25 protein-coding genes are annotated in these 21,245 nt (G+C 41.4%); 5 read left to right on the top strand and 20 right to left on the bottom strand.

Annotated elements, in window-relative coordinates; genetic code table 11:
* Positions 1 to 30: 30 nt before the first annotated feature.
* The 3 genes from AAC978_RS11405 to AAC978_RS11395 are packed head-to-tail and all read right to left on the bottom strand — an operon-like array spanning position 31 to position 3,042.
* Positions 31 to 1,185 carry a YncE family protein gene (locus AAC978_RS11405; RefSeq protein ID WP_341548168.1) on the bottom strand — a complete coding sequence of 385 codons (1,155 nt, stop codon included), beginning with the start codon at positions 1,183 to 1,185 and terminating at the stop codon, positions 31 to 33.
* Entirely contained in the window at positions 1,176 to 1,841 is a 666-nt protein-coding gene (locus AAC978_RS11400) for an ABC transporter ATP-binding protein (protein ID WP_341548167.1), read from the bottom strand. The genes AAC978_RS11405 and AAC978_RS11400 overlap by 10 nt, the downstream gene beginning before the upstream one ends.
* Position 1,842: 1 nt before the next feature.
* On the bottom strand, positions 1,843 to 3,042 hold the full coding sequence (locus AAC978_RS11395) for an ABC transporter permease (protein WP_341548166.1): 1,200 nt from the start codon (positions 3,040 to 3,042) through the stop codon (positions 1,843 to 1,845).
* A gap of 442 nt (positions 3,043 to 3,484) precedes the next feature.
* Here AAC978_RS11395 and AAC978_RS11390 point away from each other — a divergent pair, with 442 nt between their 5' ends.
* On the top strand, positions 3,485 to 4,801 hold the full coding sequence (locus tag AAC978_RS11390) for a sigma-70 family RNA polymerase sigma factor (RefSeq protein ID WP_341548165.1): 1,317 nt from the start codon (positions 3,485 to 3,487) through the stop codon (positions 4,799 to 4,801).
* A gap of 90 nt (positions 4,802 to 4,891) precedes the next feature.
* On the opposite strand, the gene AAC978_RS11385 is transcribed toward AAC978_RS11390, so the two are convergent.
* From AAC978_RS11385 to AAC978_RS11340, 10 genes are all read right to left on the bottom strand, one after another.
* Positions 4,892 to 5,353 carry a pyridoxamine 5'-phosphate oxidase family protein gene (locus AAC978_RS11385; RefSeq protein WP_341548164.1) on the bottom strand — a complete coding sequence of 154 codons (462 nt, stop codon included), beginning with the start codon at positions 5,351 to 5,353 and terminating at the stop codon, positions 4,892 to 4,894.
* Positions 5,354 to 5,502: 149 nt separating this feature from the next.
* Positions 5,503 to 6,336, bottom strand: a complete 834-nt coding sequence (locus tag AAC978_RS11380) for a metallophosphoesterase (RefSeq protein WP_341548163.1) — start codon at positions 6,334 to 6,336, stop codon at positions 5,503 to 5,505.
* Positions 6,333 to 7,307: a hypothetical protein gene (locus AAC978_RS11375; protein WP_341548162.1), complete on the bottom strand. Its 975-nt coding sequence runs from the start codon at positions 7,305 to 7,307 to the stop codon at positions 6,333 to 6,335. The genes AAC978_RS11380 and AAC978_RS11375 overlap by 4 nt, the downstream gene beginning before the upstream one ends.
* Positions 7,308 to 7,360: 53 nt before the next feature.
* Positions 7,361 to 7,747 (bottom strand): hypothetical protein, encoded by a 387-nt coding sequence (locus tag AAC978_RS11370; RefSeq protein WP_341548161.1) that lies wholly within the window; start codon positions 7,745 to 7,747, stop codon positions 7,361 to 7,363.
* 25 nt (positions 7,748 to 7,772) lie between these two features.
* Positions 7,773 to 8,465, bottom strand: a complete 693-nt coding sequence (locus tag AAC978_RS11365) for an alpha/beta hydrolase (RefSeq protein ID WP_341548160.1) — start codon at positions 8,463 to 8,465, stop codon at positions 7,773 to 7,775.
* 64 nt (positions 8,466 to 8,529) lie between these two features.
* A complete protein-coding gene (locus tag AAC978_RS11360; protein WP_341548159.1) occupies positions 8,530 to 8,700 on the bottom strand; it encodes a hypothetical protein in 171 nt (56 codons plus the stop codon).
* Between the two features lie 251 nt (positions 8,701 to 8,951).
* Positions 8,952 to 9,659, bottom strand: coding sequence for a DUF4386 family protein (locus AAC978_RS11355; RefSeq protein ID WP_341548158.1), 708 nt, complete (start codon positions 9,657 to 9,659; stop codon positions 8,952 to 8,954).
* Between the two features lie 280 nt (positions 9,660 to 9,939).
* Positions 9,940 to 10,743 (bottom strand): nitroreductase family protein, encoded by an 804-nt coding sequence (locus AAC978_RS11350; RefSeq protein WP_341548157.1) that lies wholly within the window; start codon positions 10,741 to 10,743, stop codon positions 9,940 to 9,942.
* 83 nt (positions 10,744 to 10,826) lie between these two features.
* Positions 10,827 to 11,942: an MFS transporter gene (locus AAC978_RS11345; RefSeq protein WP_341548175.1), complete on the bottom strand. Its 1,116-nt coding sequence runs from the start codon at positions 11,940 to 11,942 to the stop codon at positions 10,827 to 10,829.
* A gap of 120 nt (positions 11,943 to 12,062) precedes the next feature.
* The gene (locus AAC978_RS11340) at positions 12,063 to 12,761 is read right to left on the bottom strand and encodes a CPBP family intramembrane glutamic endopeptidase (RefSeq protein ID WP_341548156.1); all 699 of its coding nucleotides are present in this window, start codon (positions 12,759 to 12,761) and stop codon (positions 12,063 to 12,065) included.
* Between the two features lie 296 nt (positions 12,762 to 13,057).
* Here AAC978_RS11340 and AAC978_RS11335 point away from each other — a divergent pair, with 296 nt between their 5' ends.
* Together AAC978_RS11335 and AAC978_RS11330 are read left to right on the top strand one after the other, a co-directional pair.
* Positions 13,058 to 13,324, top strand: a complete 267-nt coding sequence (locus tag AAC978_RS11335) for a hypothetical protein (RefSeq protein WP_341548155.1) — start codon at positions 13,058 to 13,060, stop codon at positions 13,322 to 13,324.
* Between the two features lie 44 nt (positions 13,325 to 13,368).
* Entirely contained in the window at positions 13,369 to 13,695 is a 327-nt protein-coding gene (locus AAC978_RS11330) for a hypothetical protein (RefSeq protein WP_341548154.1), read from the top strand.
* Positions 13,696 to 13,829: 134 nt separating this feature from the next.
* Here AAC978_RS11330 and AAC978_RS11325 read toward each other — a convergent pair whose 3' ends face one another.
* Both AAC978_RS11325 and AAC978_RS11320 read right to left on the bottom strand, forming a co-directional pair.
* Positions 13,830 to 14,519 (bottom strand): YjjG family noncanonical pyrimidine nucleotidase, encoded by a 690-nt coding sequence (locus AAC978_RS11325; protein ID WP_341548153.1) that lies wholly within the window; start codon positions 14,517 to 14,519, stop codon positions 13,830 to 13,832.
* A 97-nt stretch (positions 14,520 to 14,616) separates the two neighbouring features.
* Positions 14,617 to 15,405: a CPBP family intramembrane glutamic endopeptidase gene (locus AAC978_RS11320; RefSeq protein WP_341548152.1), complete on the bottom strand. Its 789-nt coding sequence runs from the start codon at positions 15,403 to 15,405 to the stop codon at positions 14,617 to 14,619.
* 252 nt (positions 15,406 to 15,657) lie between these two features.
* Here AAC978_RS11320 and AAC978_RS11315 point away from each other — a divergent pair, with 252 nt between their 5' ends.
* Both AAC978_RS11315 and AAC978_RS11310 read left to right on the top strand, forming a co-directional pair.
* Positions 15,658 to 16,203, top strand: coding sequence for an NADH peroxidase (locus tag AAC978_RS11315; RefSeq protein WP_341548151.1), 546 nt, complete (start codon positions 15,658 to 15,660; stop codon positions 16,201 to 16,203).
* Between the two features lie 37 nt (positions 16,204 to 16,240).
* Entirely contained in the window at positions 16,241 to 16,558 is a 318-nt protein-coding gene (locus AAC978_RS11310; RefSeq protein WP_341548150.1) for a DUF1540 domain-containing protein, read from the top strand.
* A gap of 269 nt (positions 16,559 to 16,827) precedes the next feature.
* On the opposite strand, the gene AAC978_RS11305 is transcribed toward AAC978_RS11310, so the two are convergent.
* The 5 genes from AAC978_RS11305 to AAC978_RS11285 all read right to left on the bottom strand — a co-directional run bounded on the left by AAC978_RS11305 (position 16,828) and on the right by AAC978_RS11285 (position 21,240).
* The gene (locus AAC978_RS11305) at positions 16,828 to 17,367 is read right to left on the bottom strand and encodes a DUF1697 domain-containing protein (protein ID WP_341548149.1); all 540 of its coding nucleotides are present in this window, start codon (positions 17,365 to 17,367) and stop codon (positions 16,828 to 16,830) included.
* A 132-nt stretch (positions 17,368 to 17,499) separates the two neighbouring features.
* A complete protein-coding gene (locus AAC978_RS11300; RefSeq protein ID WP_341548148.1) occupies positions 17,500 to 17,649 on the bottom strand; it encodes an RCC1-like domain-containing protein in 150 nt (49 codons plus the stop codon).
* A gap of 173 nt (positions 17,650 to 17,822) precedes the next feature.
* Complete coding sequence (locus AAC978_RS11295; protein WP_341548147.1) at positions 17,823 to 18,746, bottom strand: TIGR01777 family oxidoreductase; 924 nt, start codon at positions 18,744 to 18,746, stop codon at positions 17,823 to 17,825.
* Positions 18,747 to 18,863: 117 nt separating this feature from the next.
* Positions 18,864 to 19,379 (bottom strand): GNAT family N-acetyltransferase, encoded by a 516-nt coding sequence (locus tag AAC978_RS11290; protein ID WP_341548146.1) that lies wholly within the window; start codon positions 19,377 to 19,379, stop codon positions 18,864 to 18,866.
* Between the two features lie 379 nt (positions 19,380 to 19,758).
* The gene (locus AAC978_RS11285) at positions 19,759 to 21,240 is read right to left on the bottom strand and encodes a glutamate synthase subunit beta (protein ID WP_341548145.1); all 1,482 of its coding nucleotides are present in this window, start codon (positions 21,238 to 21,240) and stop codon (positions 19,759 to 19,761) included.
* Positions 21,241 to 21,245 lie beyond the last annotated feature (5 nt).

The raw sequence follows: 21,245 nt of genomic DNA, 5'->3' as shown, positions 1-21,245 counted from the left end.
CCTTTTCCACCTCTTCCTTGAAATACTGAATTATTCATCATTCAAAATATAGACAAGTGATTTTGGGGTTACGCCAGTCTCGATGATTTTAATGACGGTGTAATCTGTTGTATCGATAACAAGAACTGTGCCATCCAAAAGATTTGTAATATAAGCGCGCTGGCCATCTTCGGAAAGTGCGATATCACCCGGCTCTCCTGCTAAGGAGCATTGGCCGATGATTTCTCCATCAGCCGCTCGTAAGCTTATTAGTTTCGCTCCGTCACTGGCTTGGGTTATCACATGGATGATTTGTCCATCCGGGGATAGAGCCATGCCCACCGGCTTTTTACCGATCTGCAACTTGTCTATTTTCTCACCCCCCTTCAAAGACAGCTTTAGAATAGAATCATTGACTTCTTCTTCGTTACCTGCTGCCGAGATATATAAGTTCCCTGCCGAGCTGTCGAGAAAAAGGTCATTGATGCCAAAGGTTGCATCAAAGGCTTGAACCTCTTTTTCTGATTGGAGGTCGATGACCGCGATATCCCATGTACCCATGTTCCCCACATAGATCTTGCCATGGGCTTCATCTAAGACAAGAGCTGAAGGCTTGCGACCTGCACCGAGGGGATCGCCAAAAATATCTGTACAACAGTCGGGGGGCTCGATTCTCTCTTCAAAGCCAAAGGTATTTAGGGGTATGTAGCCGACCATGGAACGGAGCCTGAGGTCAATAATGCTGACCCGATTCAAGTAGTAGTCCAATACATACAAGGTATCCCCTGCAGCATTAATCGTCATGGCCACAGGCTGATTGCCCATGGAGATTTTCGCTTCGATTTCCCCGGTGGAGGTGTTGATCTGATACACGTCACCTGAACCGCTATTAGCCACATAAACCTTTGTTTGATCAGGGGATTTAATAATTGCTAGCGGTTTGGCACCTACCGGGATTTTTTCAACGATGTCACCGGTCCCCAAATGGATTACCGCGATTTGGTTCGTCGTAAATTGTGCAACGAACAAGGCCTCGGGAGGCAGCGCGGTCTGCTGCGCCGGCGTTTGATTTACTCCGGTCTGACCTGCAGGAGTTTGTGACAGTGTGGCCTGATCTTTGGCTGAGCTAGCAGCTTGACCACAGCCTGCTAAAAAAATCGCCAGCATGACGATGATGGTGCCGATCACCAACCCTCTTATCCGCATAGCACCAACCTTCCTTCTTGTAGCCGATAGCGTTGTTGGGCTTGCCGAGCCCAATGGTAATTATGAGTAACCATTACGACTGCCCCACCTCCCTCGACAACTCCCGCGAGCAATTCCATCACTTTACCGGCCCAAAAATCATCTAAATCATTAGTGGGTTCATCGGCTAAAATCAAAGGAGCATCATTGATTAACGCCCTCGCCACCACTAACCTCCGTCGTTGTCCTACACTTAATTGATGGGGTAAGTGCAGGTGCCTATCGCTTAAACCTAATTCTTCTAGGTAGTGAGCGATCTTTTTTCCATCGGGCTTGTTTTTGCCTAGACTTTGCACAAAGCGCAGATTACCTTCGACGGTTAGGGCTTGAAAAAGATTTGTCTCTTGAAAGATGAAGCCCACCATTCGCCTGCGCAGCTCTGTGGCGACTGGGTCCGGCAGCGTACTTAAGTTCTGGTTTTGGAGGAAGACATCCCCTTGGGTAGGGCGCAAGAGCCCGCTCATCAAGTAGAGCAAGGTGCTTTTTCCTGTTCCCGAGGGCCCTTCGATCGCCAGAAAGTCTCCTGCATTGATCGTTAGGGAAAGCTCATGGATGGGGCAAACCGCGTCACCTACTTCATAGGTTTTGCTTACTTTTTCTAATCGGCAAAGCTCCATATCAATCCAACTCCCCTCTGGTCATTGCCACTTGAGGATCCAGCCGCGAACTCTGCCAAGCCGGGTACACTGAGGCTAGGAAACCCAGACCCAAGGCGACTGCAATTCCCAAGCCACCGCTGAGCAAGGCCGACCCAAGAGACCATTGCCCCATGGCTAAATCCAGTGAGCTTCGTAAGGAGGTTAAGACAGTCTGAACGCCCAGTACTCCCAAGATGCTGCCAAGAACACCTCCTGCACCCGCCATGATCCAGGCTTCGAGGACAATCAGCTTAAATACATCAGCTCGTTGCACACCGATGGCGCGCATGAGGCCGATTTCCTTCTTGCGTTCCCGGGCCAAGGCACTAAACCGTCCGATCAGGGCGAGGCTGGCCACGAGGAAGACCGCTAACCATAAACCTAGAACTAGTTGGCCGATGATATTCATTTGAGAGCGCATGGAAGAGACAATCTCGCTTGTCGCTACTGCTTCCACCGTAAGGTCTAATTCGTTGATCTGGGTAGCGACTTCAGTGGCTAGATACCCTTCGTCCACCTTGATCAGGATCGCTGAAATCAAATGATCCGGACTTTCCTTGCTCCAAAGGGTTTGCAAATAGGGACTATCCTTGGCTAGCTTCCTCGCCACATCCAGATTCATAAAGATGGTCTCATCCATACCACTGCCGGTCGGATATAAGCTGCCAACTACGGTAAACACTTCTCCCAGCACCGAGGCTTGGTTGCCCAGAAAGGCCGGGACATCGCCACCGATGATGATCTGATCGTCTTGTAGCCGTTCAATGTTTTGCTCGTCAAGCCAAGGCTTAAGAATAAAATCTGTTTCCTGATCATAACCCACCAAACGGGAAGCACCCCCGAGGGAGCAACAGCTCTCGTCTAAGGACTGGGTAAAAAATTGAGAAGTCAGCCTGCCCACCCCTTCCACTTGACTGATCTGTTCTGTGAGCTCTTCTGACATATAGATATTGACCGGTTCGGCTGTAAAGATTGTCTGAAAGGCATCGGCATTACTCTTATTGGGGAGCACGATAATGTCCGCGCCCAAGCGGGCATCGCTTAATTCCAGCCCTTCCTGCAACGTCGTCAGCACAGAAAAAGCCAACACAAACGTAAGAACTGTTAAAGCAGTTATCAAAACCGTAAGCATGGATTGACCTTTACGCCTTTTTACATTTTCCAATGCCATGAACCACATTGCACAACCTCCTTTACATTTTCGTGAAATAAATAGCAAGTCCACTTGTGAAGCTATGCACATCATTTAGTAGGTACCAGCACGCCTAACTCTAGACATGTTTTATTTAACAGCACTATATAATTTAGTAAAAAGGTACAGTTTAGTTTGTTCGAAAGCAGAATCAGTATGTTGGAGGCCATTTCTCTTCGTGAAAGTAAATCTTTTCCTTATAGTTGTAAGGATCCTTTGTTTTGTACCTTTACTAACTTAAACGTATGTTTTCAAAATTCCATTCGCCGTTTTCTAAAAAAATACAAAATATTTATTATTTCTAGTATTTTCAACATATATATTCATATTTAGCCATTTCAATCTGTACTTTGCTCAACAATCTGGCATATAATAGCCTTATATGATGAGCTACTTATTAAGGGAGAATATGCTAGGAGGTGTTACGGAAATGACTGATTTTTGCACGAAAGACAATTGTGAGTTGGTTTTATTTTGTGAGAAAAGAAGCATTGACGATAATACCCTTGGTGAGGATAGCATTTTTCAAGTTTTATATAAGATTTACAAACAGCCTATCTATCGCTTTTTCGGCCAAAAACTCAATAACGATTACTCTGCGGCCGAAGATCTAACTCAAGAGGTTTTCACTAAGGTTTATCAAAATCTAGCTAAGGTCAATGACTTTTGCGGCATAAAAAGTTGGATCTATGCCATCGCTAATAATACATATATCGATTATTGGCGCAAGGATTTAAAAAACTCTAGCCGCAACGTTCCTTTAGAGCTTGATTCCGCAGCCTTACCTACGGATAATAATTCTCCCCTGCATAATTTGCTCGATAGCGAAATTAATTTTGATCTTAATGAAATCTACCAAGCTCTTCCCCCCAAATATCTTCAGGCTATTTTTCTCCATGAGCAAAACTACACCTATGCTCAGGCTGCCAAAATTATGGATATGAGCCTCTCTGCCTATACTTCATTATTAAATCGAGCGCGCCTGAAGACAAGAGAAGTCATGATCTATAACCTGTTTCGTGTTAGCAAGGATACTCTAACCAAAAAGGAGTATGACACTCTTAGTCAATGGCTTGGACCCATTCAGCTATTTTATGGGGTGACTGGACCAATCAAGCAAGGAATGCTGAAGCATTTTGACACTTCTGCAGATACTTATAATGAACTTTTTTATCATCATTACCATAGTCTTATCGATGACCTTATCCTTCGGAAATACCCATTAAGAAAAGGGCATGTAGTTGCTGATTTTGGCATGGGTACAGGCATCTTTGCCAGCAAGCTTTCCCGGCATGTGGCTAGGGTTGATGGCTATGATTTTTCCAAAGAAATGTGTGATCTCGCGGAGAAGACTTTCCGAATTAACCAAGTGGATAATGTGGTCTGCAAAAACGTCGATTTCCTGAAAAGAAATGCCTCCGCAGATAAATATGATTATGCCTATTGCCTGACTGTGCTCCACCATCTCACCTATCCCCATAATGCTGTTAAGAAAATGGTGCGCATGCTGAAAGACGGTGGCGGGCTAATCATCTCGGATTTTGCAAAGCATAATTGCGCTGAGCTCGTCGAAGTCAGAAGCGACTTGTGGTATGGTTTTACGAAAGAACAATTCGCCAAGTTTTTAACAGACGCCGGTCTCAAAAACGTTTGGGTTGAGATCCATAAGAATGCCCCGATGACTTTTATGTCTGAATCTGGCAAGGCCATTAAAATCCCCACCATTATTGGTGGGGGCGAAAAATAAGGAGCTAAGGGTTACTGATCCCTTAGCTCCATTTTTATTCAGGGAGAATTTTTATCCGAATTACAATTTCACTGGGGGCAGTATAACCTGTTACCCAGAAATTTTACCGACAATCTCCTCTATGGTTACCTTGTATACCAAGACGGGTTGAATCTCTGCATCAGTAAATGGATACTGTTCTCCTCCGGCTTGATAATGCTCAGCTATTTGGCCTAATCCATATTTCTTAGCAACGAGATCATCCACTAATTCAGCCGTTCCATGAACAACGACGGTCAAGTAGCGCGCACTCCAATCACACGGTTTTTCATCTTCGATGATGCTGATATCTTGCTCGAATTCTAGGCAGACATGGTTATTAGCCTTCAGTATTTCGACTTTTTCACCAGTTCTAGCTGAATGAAAATATATGTTTCTTCCGTCGAAACCAAAGCTTAGGGGAATCACATAAGGGCGATCCTCTTTAACTAAGCCAATTCTGCAAACGGTTGCTTTATTAATTACGCTATGGAGAGCTTCGATGTCCGATATCTGTTTGTCTTTCCTTCTCATACATTTCTCCTCATTCTTAATAACTTTCCCATACTTTACAGTAACCCCTCATTCACAATATTCTTCATGTAATCTATCCATGACGGTGGTTTTGCCTATCACCTTACATGGGTTACCCACCGCAAGCGAGTTTGTTGGGATATCCTTTGTTACAAGCCCGATAGATTATCTCGGGGAACCAGTTTAACTAGCACTATTTCGGGTCTACTATAAAATCTAATGGGCAATACACTTTCACCCAAACCACAATTGATGATCATATTCGTGGACCCCGACGTGAATTGTCCATAATCGTATTTGGGAAAAAGCCCTTGCCCTGGGGCAACAACCGCGCCAACCATAGGAAGTCTGACTTGGCCACCGTGAGTATGACCTACTAATACTAACTCGATACTTGACTTGGCCGCAGGCATAAAAATATTAGGTGCGTGGGCCAGCAAAACCCTTGGTTGAGAATCTGTTATGCCATCAAGGGCTTGGTCTAGCCTATCTCTCCGGAGATATGGATCATCAACCCCCACTATCCAGATATGGGAGTTCCCTTTGGAATACTTTAGCCCCTTGTTTTCCAATATCTCGACTCCATGCGTCTCCAGTACAGATTTAATTTTAAACTTATGTGACCACTCGTGATTTCCGGGTACAAAGAAAATCGGTTTAGAGCTTAATCCCTTAACCAGCGACAAAGTTGGTTCTACATCAGGATTGCTCTTGTCAATAAAGTCTCCTGTCATTGCTACCATGTCAAAACTCTGTCTATTAATTAAGTCTAGCAGCTTGTCTTGTTTATCTCCATATTCTTTGGAATGTAAATCTGTCAAATGAAGAATTGTAAAGCCCTCAAACTCTTTAGGCAAATTACTCACTGCAATGGTATAGTGTTTTACGGTTATCGAATGAAGCGCAAAGTAAAGGTAGGATAAAAACCCCACCCCTCCAATAATAAATGTTCTACGGGATATCAGCCTATTCGCTCTTCTCATTTTCCTATCCCTGTTTTTAATAACTCTTTATTATCAAATAGTACTCGACCATCTTTATCACTTACAATAACATTGATCAATTCCACCCTTTCTTCCGGAAAGGGAATAATAAAGGCATTCTGATTGTCAACCAAGGTAGTTGTAGTACTGTTATTGTCATAAGAGCAGTTCACCGTGTAAGCATTCTTTAATATATCGATATCATTAATGATTACATAAGAATACCCAATATTACCTATCTCCGACATGCCACCTCCTGAACCAATGGTTACGGGTACAAAATCTGAGTTATCTCCTCCCCCGCCTCCACCTGCATAGATATTTCCGTCTTGATCAGATGACAGATAGCACGCTCTATCGAATATACGTATACTTTTCGGGGTAAGCGCTTTTTCTAGAACACTCTTTCCCTCAAGTTTAGCTTTATATAGCACTACCGTGAACTTACCAATATTCTGAACGGCCAGTGGCGAAATGTTGTTTTCCTCTAAATATTTTTGGAGCTGAGCTTCTGTGAGCGCAGAATAACTCTTTTCTTTTCGCACGGTATCATCTAAGGAAAAATCCTTACCTTGTATGGTGTCAGTTTTAACGATTGCCCAGCCTTGGTTGTAAGCTATGGTATAGAGATAATTGGTTCCGTCAGCTTTTTTTGCAAAGATGTAGCCATTCTTACCATCCTGATTCAGATAAACGCTTTCCTTGATATCCCCGTAGTCCTGGTTATTTCTAACCTGAGTCAAAACCTTCGCCATGGTAGTCGCATACTGTTGCTCTTTATGATTCAGTTGCATTTCATCCATCAGATTCAAATCTTCTAAAGAAAGATTGAAAGATTCAGCAATATCCTGATCTACTTCCTGCTTGAATTCGCTTAACTGGGCTGCTGTTTCTACCTCTTTCGTACATCCAGTAAAAAATATAGACGATATGATGATAACGATAAAGAGAAAACTATAGTTCTTTTTCATTAGAGCCCTCCTACTAATCACCCTTCTCTTTTTTGCCTTTTAGGTCTTTAAAATCAGTCTTTAACCTTTCTTGCAGAATAAGTAAGGAATATGCCAATTACAAGAAACAATACTGCAAGGTGAAATACCAAGAATCCAATAGACCACATGCCTAGTACAGAGAGAATCATTAAGAAAATAACGATAATCCACACTAATGCTCTCTTTCCTTTCCATGCGCCTATAGCCCCGATAGCAGATATCAGAAACAACACGATAGGCCAAAATAGTATCGCCTTTGAGCCGGGATGTTCCAAAGCATACTGCAGCGCAGTTATTGTTTCGGGGGGAAGATCAGCCCGTCCTCCCGTATATTTGAAACCAAACCACATCTGATAGCCCAAATAAATTGAGAGAAGCGGCGCACAAACGGCTAAAAGCTTAGTCAATTTTTTAACCACTTTAATCGCCCCCTAATCAATCGTATTACTGATCTTGGATGAAATCTTCAACACAAAAACATACCTGATCAGCCATCGGACTTAGAAGGATTAAATGACCTCCTTCATGAAAATATCTAATCTTTTTCTTTTCCGAAGACACGTGTTTATAGATATAATCCACGCTCTTTCTCCTTACTGTGTCATCATCTTCAGCCTGAATGATGAGGAGTGGGCAGTTTATCTTTGCTAACTTTGCCTTGGTTTGGCGCAATAATAACAGAAACTGTATCATTGCTAAAAAAGGTGAGTTGCCTTTGGCTTTTATATACCTCTTGATATGGTTGCACTTCTTGCATTTTATGTCATCCACGAGATTAAGAAACACTCGGAATAAATTCCAATAGAAGATGGGCGTATTGATTGTTACAATGGCCTTGATGTTATGTTTACAGGCAAGATTAAATGCAATCAGGCCTCCCATGGAGAACCCTATTAGCAAAATCTCATCCCCGGCTTCCTTCAACCTTAAAAGTTCACGTTCTGCGGAATCTATCCATTCCGTATAAGTAGCTTTTTTCATATCTTTTTTGGTCGCTGAATGACCTTTTAATGTAGGACAAAATACCTCATAACGATGACCCATCAGATGATCGGCCAAAGGCTGGACTTCGTGTACTCCACCACCAAATCCATGAATTAATAAACATTTTGTTTTCTTATTACCCATTGAATTCATATATTATTGACCTCTACACTTCTGTTCGTAACTCATCATGACTTATGGCTTTCTCATCAATATCCTATTTGTCCTTCAGTATTTCCTGTATACACACAAGTTTTTCTTCAATTATATTAAGTTTTCTAATCTGCCATACGATAAATGCAATTAAAGCAATTGGCACCAAAATAAAGGGTATAAATACAGCACCAATAGCAGCCGTGGGAGTAATAACCGCAGGGAAAACAACCATTTATAGCACCTCACTTTAATTCTTTTTGTCGCTTTCTAACAATTCAATTATACGATCTAGCTTCGCTATAATTTCCATGTCTTTATTTTGTTTTTTTCTTATAAATGCAAAGATGTAATATAATCCCGCAAATAATAAGTGAGACGATCAAAAAAGATATTACTTGGACAATTAACGTAAGGTCGAAATGAATAGGATTCACTAAATCACCTCCCTAGTTTTTTCGTTCTCATATGATTATTCCATTTATACTATTTTGATTTGCCTAACTGTAGAAATTTCATTGATACTAATATTGCAAAAACTGTCCATGGAATAAGTGAAGCAAGTGAGAAAATAAGACCAATAGTTCCTGCAGTCGAAGGAATCATCATAAGTACTCCTGATAATAATCCGATTGCAGCAATCTTATTGCTATAAATAGAACTCTTAAACATTACACAAGAAATAATAATTAAGGTAATACCATTCAGAACGTAATAAATATCAAACGCTGTTCCTCTCCAAGAAGAAAGCATGGTTTGACCCGTAGCAAGGAATATAGTTTTCGCGGTTTCTGAAGCGGCATCGTAGTAAAGATTACTTATGGATAACATCTCAAATGCTTTATTTGATGACAAATAAGCAGATATTCCTAAAAGTCCTAGTACGAGTGCAATTATCATCAGACTTTCATTCTTTTTCTTTAGTGAAAAGTAGAAAGCAAGGTACATGATTGCTACTATAATATTATTAATTATGTAGAGTAGATCAAGATGAATTAAACCTAAAAGCCAACTCTTATTGAATAATTCGAACCAACTTTCAATGGAATCCGGAAATGGAAAAACTATAAAAATTGCAATCTGTATTGGAATAATGATAAGCATAACTATTGTTGCATACCCTGCGATTTTGTAAAGGTATCCCCATTTCTCGGGATTAGCTTCATCAAATAGGCTTCTATCGACCTCATTCATAAGATACGACCTCCCCTAAATCATCTCTCTTCTACCATTATTAGACCTAGTAATTGCACATAAAGTAATCATTTCCTTTTTAAGGAATTCTTCATGAACCTTGCTTTTCCTTCAAGCAAGAGAATTACAAACCACATCCATCATCCTCTATTCGCGATACTCTCTGTTATTTGATTCCGTACGACCCCAGAGCAAGAGGCCGCTAGGATGGCGGCCTCTTTAACACAACTCACTATAGCAAGTAAAGTTCGGATTTCTTATAAATTTTGCCGGATTAATCTTAATGAACTCTTTTGACCTTGAAGATTGCAATCTCCGGTTGATCAAGATATTCCCATTGCCCTGTTACCCCTTCATGACTAGCACCTATCTCAATGTGTATCATAGCTATTCCACAATCCAGACGTTTGGAAATGTGATATGAATCCTTAAGGTCATCGACTGAAATCTTAATAGATTCGGTATCAACCGAAAATCGCCATGGTTGTCTATTCACCGCCGAAGGTGCCAATCGACCTAATTCTATGGCTGATTTTACCCAGGCAGGCCAATCTTCTTTGAAGCCCTGAAGGCATAGACCTTCGAGGTCGTTGCGCTTATGCCCAGAGGCAAAACCGGACATAATTTTCTCCTCCAAGCTGTATTGTTCAGAAGCATAACCTAGTGGAGAAACAGCCATTACCCGTTCATTCTGACTAATTTTTATATGCTGCATCACCACTTCCGGCTTAAAAAAGCCGCCAACCCAGCAGGTTGCTAAACCCAGTGAAGTAGCCTCTAATATGAAGCACTCCCCGAGATAACCCACTTTTTCTTGAACATGTGAATCTTCGACATTGCCAATGAAAGCGACGTAGGCTGGTGAACCTTTAATTTTTCCGTAAGAACCTATAGCACCTTTGAACACTTCATCTGGACTATGGTTAACTATTTGTACCTTCGCGCCACAGAACTCATTATTAAGGACATGTGTAAAATCAAGGAGCTGGGTTAATACCTCAGGAGCTAAGGGTTTATTGTTAAATTGTCGCCTAGATCGACGCTGAAAAACAGCAGTATACCATTTTTCATCCGGAATTTGCATAAAATCTTTCCCCTTCCTAAACCATCCCAAGAGGCAGCCAAGGACGGCGGCCCTGCAATAACCTTAGTAGTTTAAATCATTGCTTAATTCTCCTTTGTGACCATCATTGTATTATGCTTCATATAAAGCATTAGCAATATAGCAAACCCAATAGAGCTTATAAAAAATGGGGCTTGTATACTTATCTCTTGGAAAGCAAGACCACCGATTATCGGACCAATAACAGCACCAATATTAGCTCCCATTGTTAATTTGCCTATAGCAGTTCCTCTAATCTCTTCTGCTATATCTTCCACATAAACTCCATTTAATGTTATCTCAATCAACGTTATAGCAATGCAGTAAACTGTCCATACTCCTCCATATAAATAAATATTATCCGTATACGGTAAAATTAACAAACTGAATATTAACGTACTTAAGCAAGCAACTAAAATCTTTTTACTTCCAATAGTATCACTAATTCTTCCGAGCTTAGGAGAAGCAAACGCGAGTATTACAGTAGGAAGTAAAAATGCAACACCAATCTGCAGCAAATTCGAATTAAATCTGCTTTGTAAATATAAAACAAAGATTGCAGAAACTATGCTTGTGAAAATTCTAATAGCTAAATTAAAAATTATTATTTTATTCTTTATAGACGGTAATGAAATGCTCAAAAGACTTTTATTGAGCATAGGTTTTGTCTCATTCAAGGTAATTATAGAATAGATGACAGCTATTATTGAAGCTATCGCACATATCATAAACAAAAGCGACCAACCATCTACTAGTTTCGGAGTATTAAGAACATAAAAGCAAAGTATTATTCCTAATAAACCTCCTTTTTCAGAATAGCTATCTAATTTACCAAAATTGTGTGCATTATCTTTCATATTCAAATCAGCAATCATGCTATATGAAGAAATGCTAATAAAAGCAGAGGCTATAGCTTGCAGGCCTCTGCCCATATAAATCAATGATATCGTTTCTGCATTAGAGTAAATGAAATATGATAACGTATAAAATACTAAACCAAGGACAAAAACAGGCTTTCTCCCGGCTTTATCAGTTATATAGCCTATTAAAAGGCGCATTATAACAAGCCCAAGTGAAAACACAGAAAAAAGTCCAGTTACCTGCAATGGAGTTAACCCCAAGGCAGATGTATACATTGGCAACAAAACGTCATTACAGTTAAAGGTAAAGATACTAACAATAACGGCAATGATAGTTTCTTTAAAGGTTCTTCATTATGAATCATAATTTTAGCCCACTTTCATAAAACTAAAATTAATTGCACTTTCTTACAACCTATGACAACCTTAACAGAACAATTTTTAGTTTGGCTGCAATTCTTTTGACAAACGTCGTGACAATATTACACCATGAATAATTACCAACATACTACATACCATTGCCATCACTTCAGCTGACTGGTCACTTGCTGTTAATAAGTCAAATCCACCATGCCAGATAAGTACCGGAATTACGCTCCAACCACTCCCACGGCAAAGCCAAGCAAGAAGTATTGAGCCATAGGCAAGGCTAATTGCCCAACCAAAAATGCCAAAACCCATTTCCATGTAATTGAGGTTGAAAAAGAAAGCTGGCAGGTGCCATATTATCCAAACACCTGCAACAATCAATGCACTCTTTAGTAATGAATAGCGTTTGTATAGTTCAGGAAGCATATAGCCCCGCCAACCTGACTCTTCCCCTAAGCCGAATGTCAGTATCCATACCAGAGAGGTCTGCCAGATATTGAAATTCGGAAGCTTCTCCGTAAGCCCAAACCTGCTCCAGTCAGGCCAGTGTCCTGTTACAATTGCGTGGGTAAATACCGAAGCCAAAGCATATAACAACAACAGGCTAAACACAACTGTCATCCACCGCAATTTAAAGCGAAACGAATAAGCTCTTTTGAGCCACTCCTCTATTCCCTTCCACCCCGATGAAGTCGCCGATGAAATAACCGCTCCAATAAATGGACCAAATGATCCTAAATAGAATTGTCCTGGTACAATTGGAAGATTCATACCGAAACTCCGATTCACCAACAACGGGAACCATATCAACCATGTCACACCAAATGTAACCAATATGTAGATCACAATGTTTCTTTTAGTTTTCAAATATCCTCTTCCCTTACTTTAATTCAAAAATGCTATTAATAATGATTCAATGTATATTCTTTAAAACCTTCTCCGAAATAGCTATGTCTCATAACGAAGTATATTACTCCACGCACTACTTTAAGATCTCATGCACGGGACAATTTTTTATTACCATATATTGTTAACGAACAATTGATTTTTAGGAGGCCAAATAAGTTATGGCAACAAAGAATACAATGACCCCATCGGGAGGTGTTTTCCAATCCCATCGAGGTGGTCAAATAGGGTTTGGAAGCTCCTCCATGAGTCCAATGACAATTCAGCAACAGATAAGTCAAGATGCACAACGGCAGGCACAGGAACGTTGGAAAATACTACAAGAAACCCAGACGAAGATCTTCGAAACAATGCAGGATGTGACCGTTCACAGGGCACGTACAGGTGATCTTGCTCGTAGGGCGTGGGAGCAATATATTCGCCATTAGAACACTTTACTCTATGAATTTTTAAAATAGGAGGTCTTATTAAAATGGCAACAAGAAATAGCACAACCCCTTCAGGTGGAATTTTTCGATCCCAGCTGGGCGGTTTAATAGGGTTTGGACCGACACAATATATGGGACGGGGACGTCTGGAGCAATTCGGACAGGATATTATGCTTCATGTACCTGGTGCAAGAACACCAGTACGCCAAGATCCAAGACCGGTTACGGAATTTTTAGGTGAATTAGGGTTTCTCAGGAGAGCTCAAATCCAACCTAGAGCAAATGTACCGGGGGGTGCATTCGTTCCAGGAAGAACACAATTGCCTCAACATCCTCAAGCGGCACAACCACCACATCAGCCGATGCACTAACATGGAATCATCTATTCTTAAAATTGTTTAGCAAAAAATTGTTGAAAGCTCAACTCCTTTATATAAGGAATTGGGCTTTTTTATTAGGTAACGTTTCATTTTAGATCGTATCAAGAAAATATTTTTGGTAGCATTCATTTTGGTCCGCAAATGTTAAATAGTTCCGATAAACTTGTGATTGTATATGTACTTTTAATTTCTTCAGAGCATTTTTGCGACTTTCTATTGATCCAGCAAGTATCAATTCCTGATAGAAGACCGCCTTTTATATCGGTATTTAAGGAATCCCCGATAATAAGCGCTTCGCTTACATTAAAATCCTTAATATGACCCATCACATAATCGAAAAATTCTTTTGATGGCTTTTGAAATCCAACGCTTTGGGAATCAAATATGTCTTCAAAAAATCCATATAAGCCTGACTGCTTCAATCGCTTTATCTGAGTTTTTGTTATGCCATTTGTGATAACAAACAGTCTATGCGATATAGATAAGCTCTGACATAGTTCCAACGCTCCGTCTATTAGCTGATACCCATTGCCCAGAAGTTCTCGATATTGATTTTCCCACTCCGTACCATCTACAATTTTGCCCATTTTCAATAGGGTCTCTGAAAACCTTGAATTTAAAACTTCATCTAACTGAACATCCCCATTTTCATAATCACTCCACAACCGTTTATTGACGGAATCGTATATTCGAAACAGCTCATCCGAAAAAATATAACCATGTTGATGGAACAATTTTTTTAACGAATCAATTTCGTGAACACTAAAATCTAATAATGTATCATCTAAATCGAATAGTAGTATTTTATAACTCATTATTGCTCCCCCAAAATACAAATTAATCATCTTGGTTAGTTTCGGCAATACAGTGTATACGCTGTAGCATCCCCCAAAGCATTACTAATCTACCCTTTCAACCCTTTCCATGACGGGTTAAGGTCCGTGGCCCCCAAACGACGATAATGATAACTGCTACCAAGGCAGAGATTGATCCAGTAACTCTCGGATCGTAGTAAGAGCCGTTGACCGGAAACAGCTGCCATGTGACGTTGATCGTCATGTGGAAGATCGCTGTGGCGAAAACGCTCTTGCCGGTGTTGTTATAAAGCCAGACCATAATCACGCGCAGTGCTACGGTACCGAGTGACCACCAAGCGATCCACACCACTTCTCGGTGAGTCTGCGCTAACCCTATGTAGTGATACACGGCCCATATCAATCCCAAGACGATGCCAGCCGGCAGCGCGCCTAACCGATCTTGCATCGGATCGATGATGTATCCGGACCAGCCTAGTTCCTCACCTAAGGCGCCAATAAAAAATACAACGCACATAATCAGCGTCGGCAGAACCGCTATCATCGGGGCAGGAACCGGTATTTCGGTTAGGCGCATTAGGCCAAATGACAATATCATAACCACAGGCATCAACAATAGCATCGGAGCGTACCATATCTTCTCCGAAATCCGTTTGTAGTCAAATGCCTGAATTAGAAGTAACTTCGCTCCCGACTCCCTATTCTCCCGATATGCAAGAATGAGAGCAGCTAACCCTGGACAAATGGCAATTAGCGCTGCAATGGGGAGGCCAGGCAAGATCTGAAGCCCTGTCATCTCACCGATCACCCAAAATGGAATGGCAAGAGTAAAAATCAATATGAAAAATGCTAAGGGAGATCTGCCTCTACGTTGTAAGTCATCCATAATACTGCCCCCTATAAGTCAGCAAATACCAAAACCCTGTACGCAAATAGACTTCAGGTCCCAAGTAGCCTACTTCAGTCAAAACCAAAATATCTCCGAAAAGTGGTTTCATCCCGCAGCGTCCTAACCGCATGCATCATCCTCTAGCAAAAAATGCACCTTACTGGATAACAAATAATTTTGGTCTTAGTGGAAATAATAGTGATTAGTGTTTTTAGTTATAATGACTATTTCTATTATGGAGGAATTTAAATGAAAAAATTTATTTGTACTGTATGTGGTTATGTCCATGAAGGGGCTAATCCACCAGAAGTGTGTCCTATCTGTAAAGCAGGTGCAGACAAATTTAAAGAGATGACCGATGAATTTAACTTTGCTGATGAGCACAGAATTGGTGTTGCAGATGGATGTAACGATGAATTACTCGAAGGATTAAGAGCTAATTTCATGGGTGAATGTACTGAGGTTGGAATGTATCTTGCGATGTCCCGCCAGGCTGACCGTGAAGGCTATCCTGAGGTTGCTGAAGCTTATAAGAGGATTGCTTGGGAAGAGGCAGAGCATGCTGCGAAATTCGCTGAACTTTTAGGTGAAGTAGTGGTTGCTGATACCAAGTCTAATTTATCTGCCAGAGTTGAAGCTGAATATGGCGCTTGTGAAGGTAAAAAGAAGCTCGCCACAATTGCTAAGGAAAAAAATCTGGATGCCATTCATGATACTGTTCATGAAATGTGTAAAGATGAAGCCAGACATGGTAGAGCTTTTAAAGGCTTACTTGAAAGATACTTCAGCAAATAATAAATTGTTTGAATTCATATAAAGGAAGTGTGTATTTATGCAAAAAATTAATTGCAGTGTAACAAATTGTTCACATAATAAAACTGGTGTTTGTTATTCAAATAGAGTTGATATTGGAGGCGTTACTGCTTCCACTGAGAAAGGAACTGTGTGTGGTTCATTTTTAAATGAATATGAATACAGTACTTTAACGAGCAATACGAATTCCTCAGGACCCTGTGATGCTCTTACCTGCAATGTCATCAGTTGTAAACATAATGATAACAAGCTTTGTCATTTAGCTTCTATAAATGTGGCAGGAGCAGAAGCTCATATATATACTGAAACAGAATGTTCTAGCTTTGACGCTAAATAAACAGGGTAAGTTTTATTCCTGAGCGCCTAATTGTCCTGTCAGCAAAGAGGGAACCAAGGGGTTCCTTTTCTTTTTCTGCCATTCTATCTTCGAAGTATTTCCCGTCCATTCACTCTTCTTCCCTCCTCCTTTTAATGACCCAAATGGCGCATAACGTTTCGAGGAGTCTCGGAGCGTCCTGACCACATGCATCTTTGCAAAGTTTCGGCAATTCTCTGTTAAATGAAGTTGGTCGACCCCTCAATCATCCAAAAAATCTCACTTGCATTTTATGATTGTGCTAGTTCCAATAACTTCCTTGTTGTATTTGCGTTTCGAATTGTAATACTTTGATATGCCTTTGTTCCGACTATCTTTGACCACCGGGTTCTAGAAAACGTTTTTAATGGAGCTGACCAAAATATAATCTCTTTATAAGCATAAAGTTGTTCATACTCTGGCTTTATATTTCCTACATCTGCAATAATCTCTTCCGCTGTAGCTGGTTGGATTACAAATATGGCATTATGTTTTGAGTTTGGATCATCCCCCCACCAATCTGGCACATGCTCTAATGCCTCTTTTAAGGTATGAACATCAATCACTGCTAAGCCTATAGGAAAATTAAATTTCTTCTCCATGATATCAATACAATAATTTGATAGACCTATGATACTTTGTTCTTCACTGTCAAAGATGACATTTCCGCTATTTATATAGGTCCGCGTATTTAGAAAACCTGCATCCTCGAAGCAGTTTTTCAAATCATGCATAGGGACTTTGTTTTTTCCTCCAACATTTATTCCTCGGAGCAATGCAATATATCTCATAATAAAACTCCTCTTTAAGTCTTTTGCGACAGTAAAATTTGTATATCAATCCGCGCCAGGACGGCGCAGTCTTTGCGACCAATTTCTTATTACGTCCGCTTTAATTATTGTATGTGCTATTAATATTGAAAACTAATTGCAGGCAGTTATGCCACGCCAACCGCTTACATCGCATTGGCCATAATTATTATCACCCACAGCCGTCACCGTTCCGTCAGATTTAAGACCAATGGTATGACGACAACCCGCTGCTATGGTATCTTTACCTTTATATAAATGCATTACTACCTCCAGTGCGCATTTCTCCAATTACCATACAAGTGCGTCAAAAGTCACCACTAATCCCATATCCGCGCATGGGCGCGCGGCCTTTGCGTACGGTTTCGGATAACGTTTCGAGGAGTCCCGCAGCGTCCCAACCACATGCATCATCCTCTAGTTGCGGGACTCCTCTGTTAAACGACGTTCCGGTTCCCCAGAGCATCCTCTAGAGCAGACCTTAAATCAGGAAATATAAACTCGAATCCAATATCACTAATTTTTTTGGGAATAGCCCTTTGACCATGTAATAACATTTCAGACATTTGGCCTAAGACAATTTTCAATACAAATTCGGGAACGGGAAACCATGATGGTCTCATTAAGACTTCTCCTAGAATCTTTGAAAAATCTTTCATTCTTACTGGTGCTGGTGAAGTTCCATTTACAGGACCAGTAATCTCGTCATGTTCGATAATGAATCTAAGCATTCTAATAAGATCTTCAACATGAATCCACGGTAGCCACTGGGTTCCTTTACCTAGAGGGCCGCCAACGTAATACTTAAAGGGCATGACCATTCTTGTCAGCGCACCTTGGCTGCCTAATACTACCCCAGTACGTATAGTAACCACTCGGTTAAATTCATTTTTGACCTTATAAGCTTCAGCTTCCCATTTCCGACACACTTCCGCAAGAAAATCCTGTCCAGGACCTTCGCTCTCCGTTATTCTTTCATCCAGACGAGGTCCATAGTATCCTACGGCTGAAGCGTTTATTAGAACTTTAGGATTCATAGTCCAATCGTTAATGGCATTAACTATAGAACGAGTAGTATTTATCCTGCTATTCAATATTTCTTGCTTAACTGAGTTAGACCAACGACGGTTGCCAATTGATTCTCCTGCAAAATTAATAACTACATCAAATTTGTCAATATCATCAATTGAAGATAGAGGAGATTTATTATCCCACTCAATTAAGGCAACATTACTTTGAACTTTATCTACTGAGATTTGCCGTTTTCTTGTTATAACGGATACTTTATATTCCCTAGAGATTAACTCCTTGCTTAATTTCCTTCCTAGAAAACCTGTTCCACCAAAAATCAAAACATTCATATTCATACCTCCTGAAAGTCTGCCTAACATCCCGAGGAGTCCCGCCGCGTCCCAGCCAGATGCATCTTTTCCAAGTGTCGGCAATTAGCTGGTTTATTCGCTGTGTGGCCGCTTGCTTCACAGCTTAATCCAATACCTTGAAACGAGCTTCCCAGAATTATCAGACACTACCTCATTTTCAAGTATGCCGCCATTCTTCTCGATAATCCGAGCCGAAGGAACATTATCGCTATCGCACGTAACCAAAACTCGATCTAAACCGAATTCTCTAGCGCTAACAAGCATTGACCCCAATAGCATTGTTCCATTACCCATCCTTCTTTTTGAAGGTGGTACTACATAGCCAATATGCCCACCTTCTTTTTCTAAATGGGGTACTAGATAATGCCTCAATCTACTCAGACCACAAATTTCATTCTTGTCATTAATTAGCCACAATGTCGTCATTGGCACATGGCCTTGAGGAAGACCCTGTCCGCAAGATTCACTTCGCAAGGCATCAATGTATGATGCAAAGGCAAAGCCATCTTCTAGGACTTCAGAGTATCTGGCTTCACCAGCTAGCCGAAAATCGCGTGCCATTTCGAAAAATTGTTCCTCCATGCCCAACTCAATCTCAACCAGATGAAGCATACATTACCACTCCTCCGATTAACTATTTTAAATCGTTTTTTTGGCCACATGGCGCATATTGTTTTCGCCATTCCCGCCGCGTCCCAACCACATTCATCATCCTCTAGAATAATTACAAGTGACATTTTCCTTTTCATGGGACATTCACTTTTTGTCGATACAAATGTAGTTAGTATTTTCTTTCAAACATTCTCCACAGACTACCTACTTCCTCTTTATTTTCCTGTATTTTACATGAAGATTCCTTACCTCCATATTAACCCATTCCCGGCGAGACATAGAAGAAGGGACAATTCATTTGGTAATTGTTATCCCAAATAAATCGTCCCTTCTTTAATTCTAAGCTTGTAAATTCTGAATCTCTTACCTCTCTTACCTCTTACCTAATACTACTCTTACCCATAAGATACTTATCCACTTCACGGGCTGCTAGCTTACCTTCTTGAATCGCCCAGACGGCAAGGCTTTGGCCGCGGCGGGCGTCTCCGGCGGTGAATACTTTTTCCATGTTGGTTTCAAAGTCTTTGTACTCCGCTTTGAGATTGCTGCGGGCGTCCCGCTCAAGCTTCAGCTCATCGGGAATAGTGTCTTCTGGACCAAGGAAGCCCATGGCCAAAAGAACCAAGTCTGCTTCCCATACTTTTTCACTGCCGGGCACTTCTTGGGGAACTATTCTTCCTGATGAGTCCTTGATCCAATTGATGTCTGCGGTATGGACCTCCTTCACCTCACCTTGCTCGTTGCCCACGATCTTTTTAGTATTGATAAGATAATGGCGTGGATCTTTTCCATAGAGACTGATCGCTTCTTCCTGACCGTAGTCAACTTTAAGCTTTATTGGCCATTCGGGCCATGGATTGGTGGCCTCAATACGCTTGAATGGGGGCTCTGACATAATCTCAAACTGATGAACGCTCTTGCAACCATGGCGGATGGCCGTGGCCACGCAGTCTGTCCCTGTATCTCCTCCACCGATGATGATAACTTTCTTACCTCGGGCACTAATGAAATTATCCTTCTGATTGTCATCCAACAGGCATTGAGTATTGACCTTCAGGAAATCCACTGCAAAATGAACGCCTTGTAACTCATGACCTTCTACGTTGAGCCCTCTAGCCTTGGTGGCACCGGTACAAAGGACGACCGCATCATATTGGTTCACCAGGTCTTGGGCAGGGATATCCTTGCCTATCTCGGTATTGAGTACAAATTGAATCCCGGATTCCTTCATAAGATTGATACGCCGCTCCACTACGGTTTTCTCCAGCTTCATATTGGGAATTCCATACATGAGGAGTCCTCCGGGGCGATCTGAGCGCTCATACACTGTGACTTCATGACCTACGGCATTGAGGTAATGAGCCGCTGATAGTCCCGCGGGGCCGGAGCCCACCACAGCCACCTTTTTGCCGGTGGCTTTCCCTTTTCTTGGCTTTATCCAGCCTTCAGCAAATGCCTTCTCGATAATCTCATACTCTATGCAGTTGATGGTGACAGGCTCCATAATATAGCCTTCCGTGCAGGCTCCTTCACAGGGTGCCGGGCAAACACGGGAGGTGAATTCTGGGAAGGGACTGGTACGGCTTAAGCGCCGATAAGCCTCTTCCCATTGCCCTTTATAGATCAGTTCATTCCAATCAGGAATCAAATTGTGCAAAGGACAGCCCGAGACCATGCCGTTGAGCATGACCCCTCCATTGCAGAAGGGAACACCACAATTCATACAACGGGCGCCTTGGGTTTTAATCACCTCAGGATCCCTAGGTAGTTTAATCTCCTGCCAATCCTGGATGCGTTCTTCAGGAGCACGCTTCTTGGGATCGACACGTTCATATTCTAAAAAACCGGTTGCTTTCCCCATGTCTA

The sequence above is a fragment of the Desulfitobacterium sp. THU1 genome (assembly GCF_038181555.1).
Lineage (GTDB): Bacteria > Bacillota > Desulfitobacteriia > Desulfitobacteriales > Desulfitobacteriaceae > Desulfitobacterium.
Note: the sequence above shows the minus strand (reverse complement) of the source record. Positions and strands in the feature narration are given on the sequence as shown.

Coding starts and splice junctions, on each gene's coding strand:
- AAC978_RS11395 (WP_341548166.1), bottom strand. CDS start 3,042: ATGTGGTTCATGGCATTGGAAAATGTAAAAAGGCGTAAAGGTCAATCC.
- AAC978_RS11340 (WP_341548156.1), bottom strand. CDS start 12,761: ATGAATCTTCCAATTGTACCAGGACAATTCTATTTAGGATCATTTGGT.
- AAC978_RS11300 (WP_341548148.1), bottom strand. CDS start 17,649: ATGCATTTATATAAAGGTAAAGATACCATAGCAGCGGGTTGTCGTCAT.
- AAC978_RS11310 (WP_341548150.1), top strand. CDS start 16,241: ATGCAAAAAATTAATTGCAGTGTAACAAATTGTTCACATAATAAAACT.
- AAC978_RS11295 (WP_341548147.1), bottom strand. CDS start 18,746: ATGAATGTTTTGATTTTTGGTGGAACAGGTTTTCTAGGAAGGAAATTA.
- AAC978_RS11320 (WP_341548152.1), bottom strand. CDS start 15,405: ATGGATGACTTACAACGTAGAGGCAGATCTCCCTTAGCATTTTTCATA.
- AAC978_RS11335 (WP_341548155.1), top strand. CDS start 13,058: ATGGCAACAAAGAATACAATGACCCCATCGGGAGGTGTTTTCCAATCC.
- AAC978_RS11375 (WP_341548162.1), bottom strand. CDS start 7,307: ATGAAAAAGAACTATAGTTTTCTCTTTATCGTTATCATCATATCGTCT.
- AAC978_RS11290 (WP_341548146.1), bottom strand. CDS start 19,379: ATGCTTCATCTGGTTGAGATTGAGTTGGGCATGGAGGAACAATTTTTC.
- AAC978_RS11285 (WP_341548145.1), bottom strand. CDS start 21,240: ATGGGGAAAGCAACCGGTTTTTTAGAATATGAACGTGTCGATCCCAAG.
- AAC978_RS11380 (WP_341548163.1), bottom strand. CDS start 6,336: ATGAGAAGAGCGAATAGGCTGATATCCCGTAGAACATTTATTATTGGA.
- AAC978_RS11325 (WP_341548153.1), bottom strand. CDS start 14,519: ATGAGTTATAAAATACTACTATTCGATTTAGATGATACATTATTAGAT.
- AAC978_RS11330 (WP_341548154.1), top strand. CDS start 13,369: ATGGCAACAAGAAATAGCACAACCCCTTCAGGTGGAATTTTTCGATCC.
- AAC978_RS11305 (WP_341548149.1), bottom strand. CDS start 17,367: ATGAGATATATTGCATTGCTCCGAGGAATAAATGTTGGAGGAAAAAAC.
- AAC978_RS11355 (WP_341548158.1), bottom strand. CDS start 9,659: ATGAATGAGGTCGATAGAAGCCTATTTGATGAAGCTAATCCCGAGAAA.
- AAC978_RS11385 (WP_341548164.1), bottom strand. CDS start 5,353: ATGAGAAGGAAAGACAAACAGATATCGGACATCGAAGCTCTCCATAGC.
- AAC978_RS11405 (WP_341548168.1), bottom strand. CDS start 1,185: ATGCGGATAAGAGGGTTGGTGATCGGCACCATCATCGTCATGCTGGCG.
- AAC978_RS11360 (WP_341548159.1), bottom strand. CDS start 8,700: ATGGTTGTTTTCCCTGCGGTTATTACTCCCACGGCTGCTATTGGTGCT.
- AAC978_RS11315 (WP_341548151.1), top strand. CDS start 15,658: ATGAAAAAATTTATTTGTACTGTATGTGGTTATGTCCATGAAGGGGCT.
- AAC978_RS11390 (WP_341548165.1), top strand. CDS start 3,485: ATGACTGATTTTTGCACGAAAGACAATTGTGAGTTGGTTTTATTTTGT.
- AAC978_RS11400 (WP_341548167.1), bottom strand. CDS start 1,841: ATGGAGCTTTGCCGATTAGAAAAAGTAAGCAAAACCTATGAAGTAGGT.
- AAC978_RS11350 (WP_341548157.1), bottom strand. CDS start 10,743: ATGCAAATTCCGGATGAAAAATGGTATACTGCTGTTTTTCAGCGTCGA.
- AAC978_RS11365 (WP_341548160.1), bottom strand. CDS start 8,465: ATGAATTCAATGGGTAATAAGAAAACAAAATGTTTATTAATTCATGGA.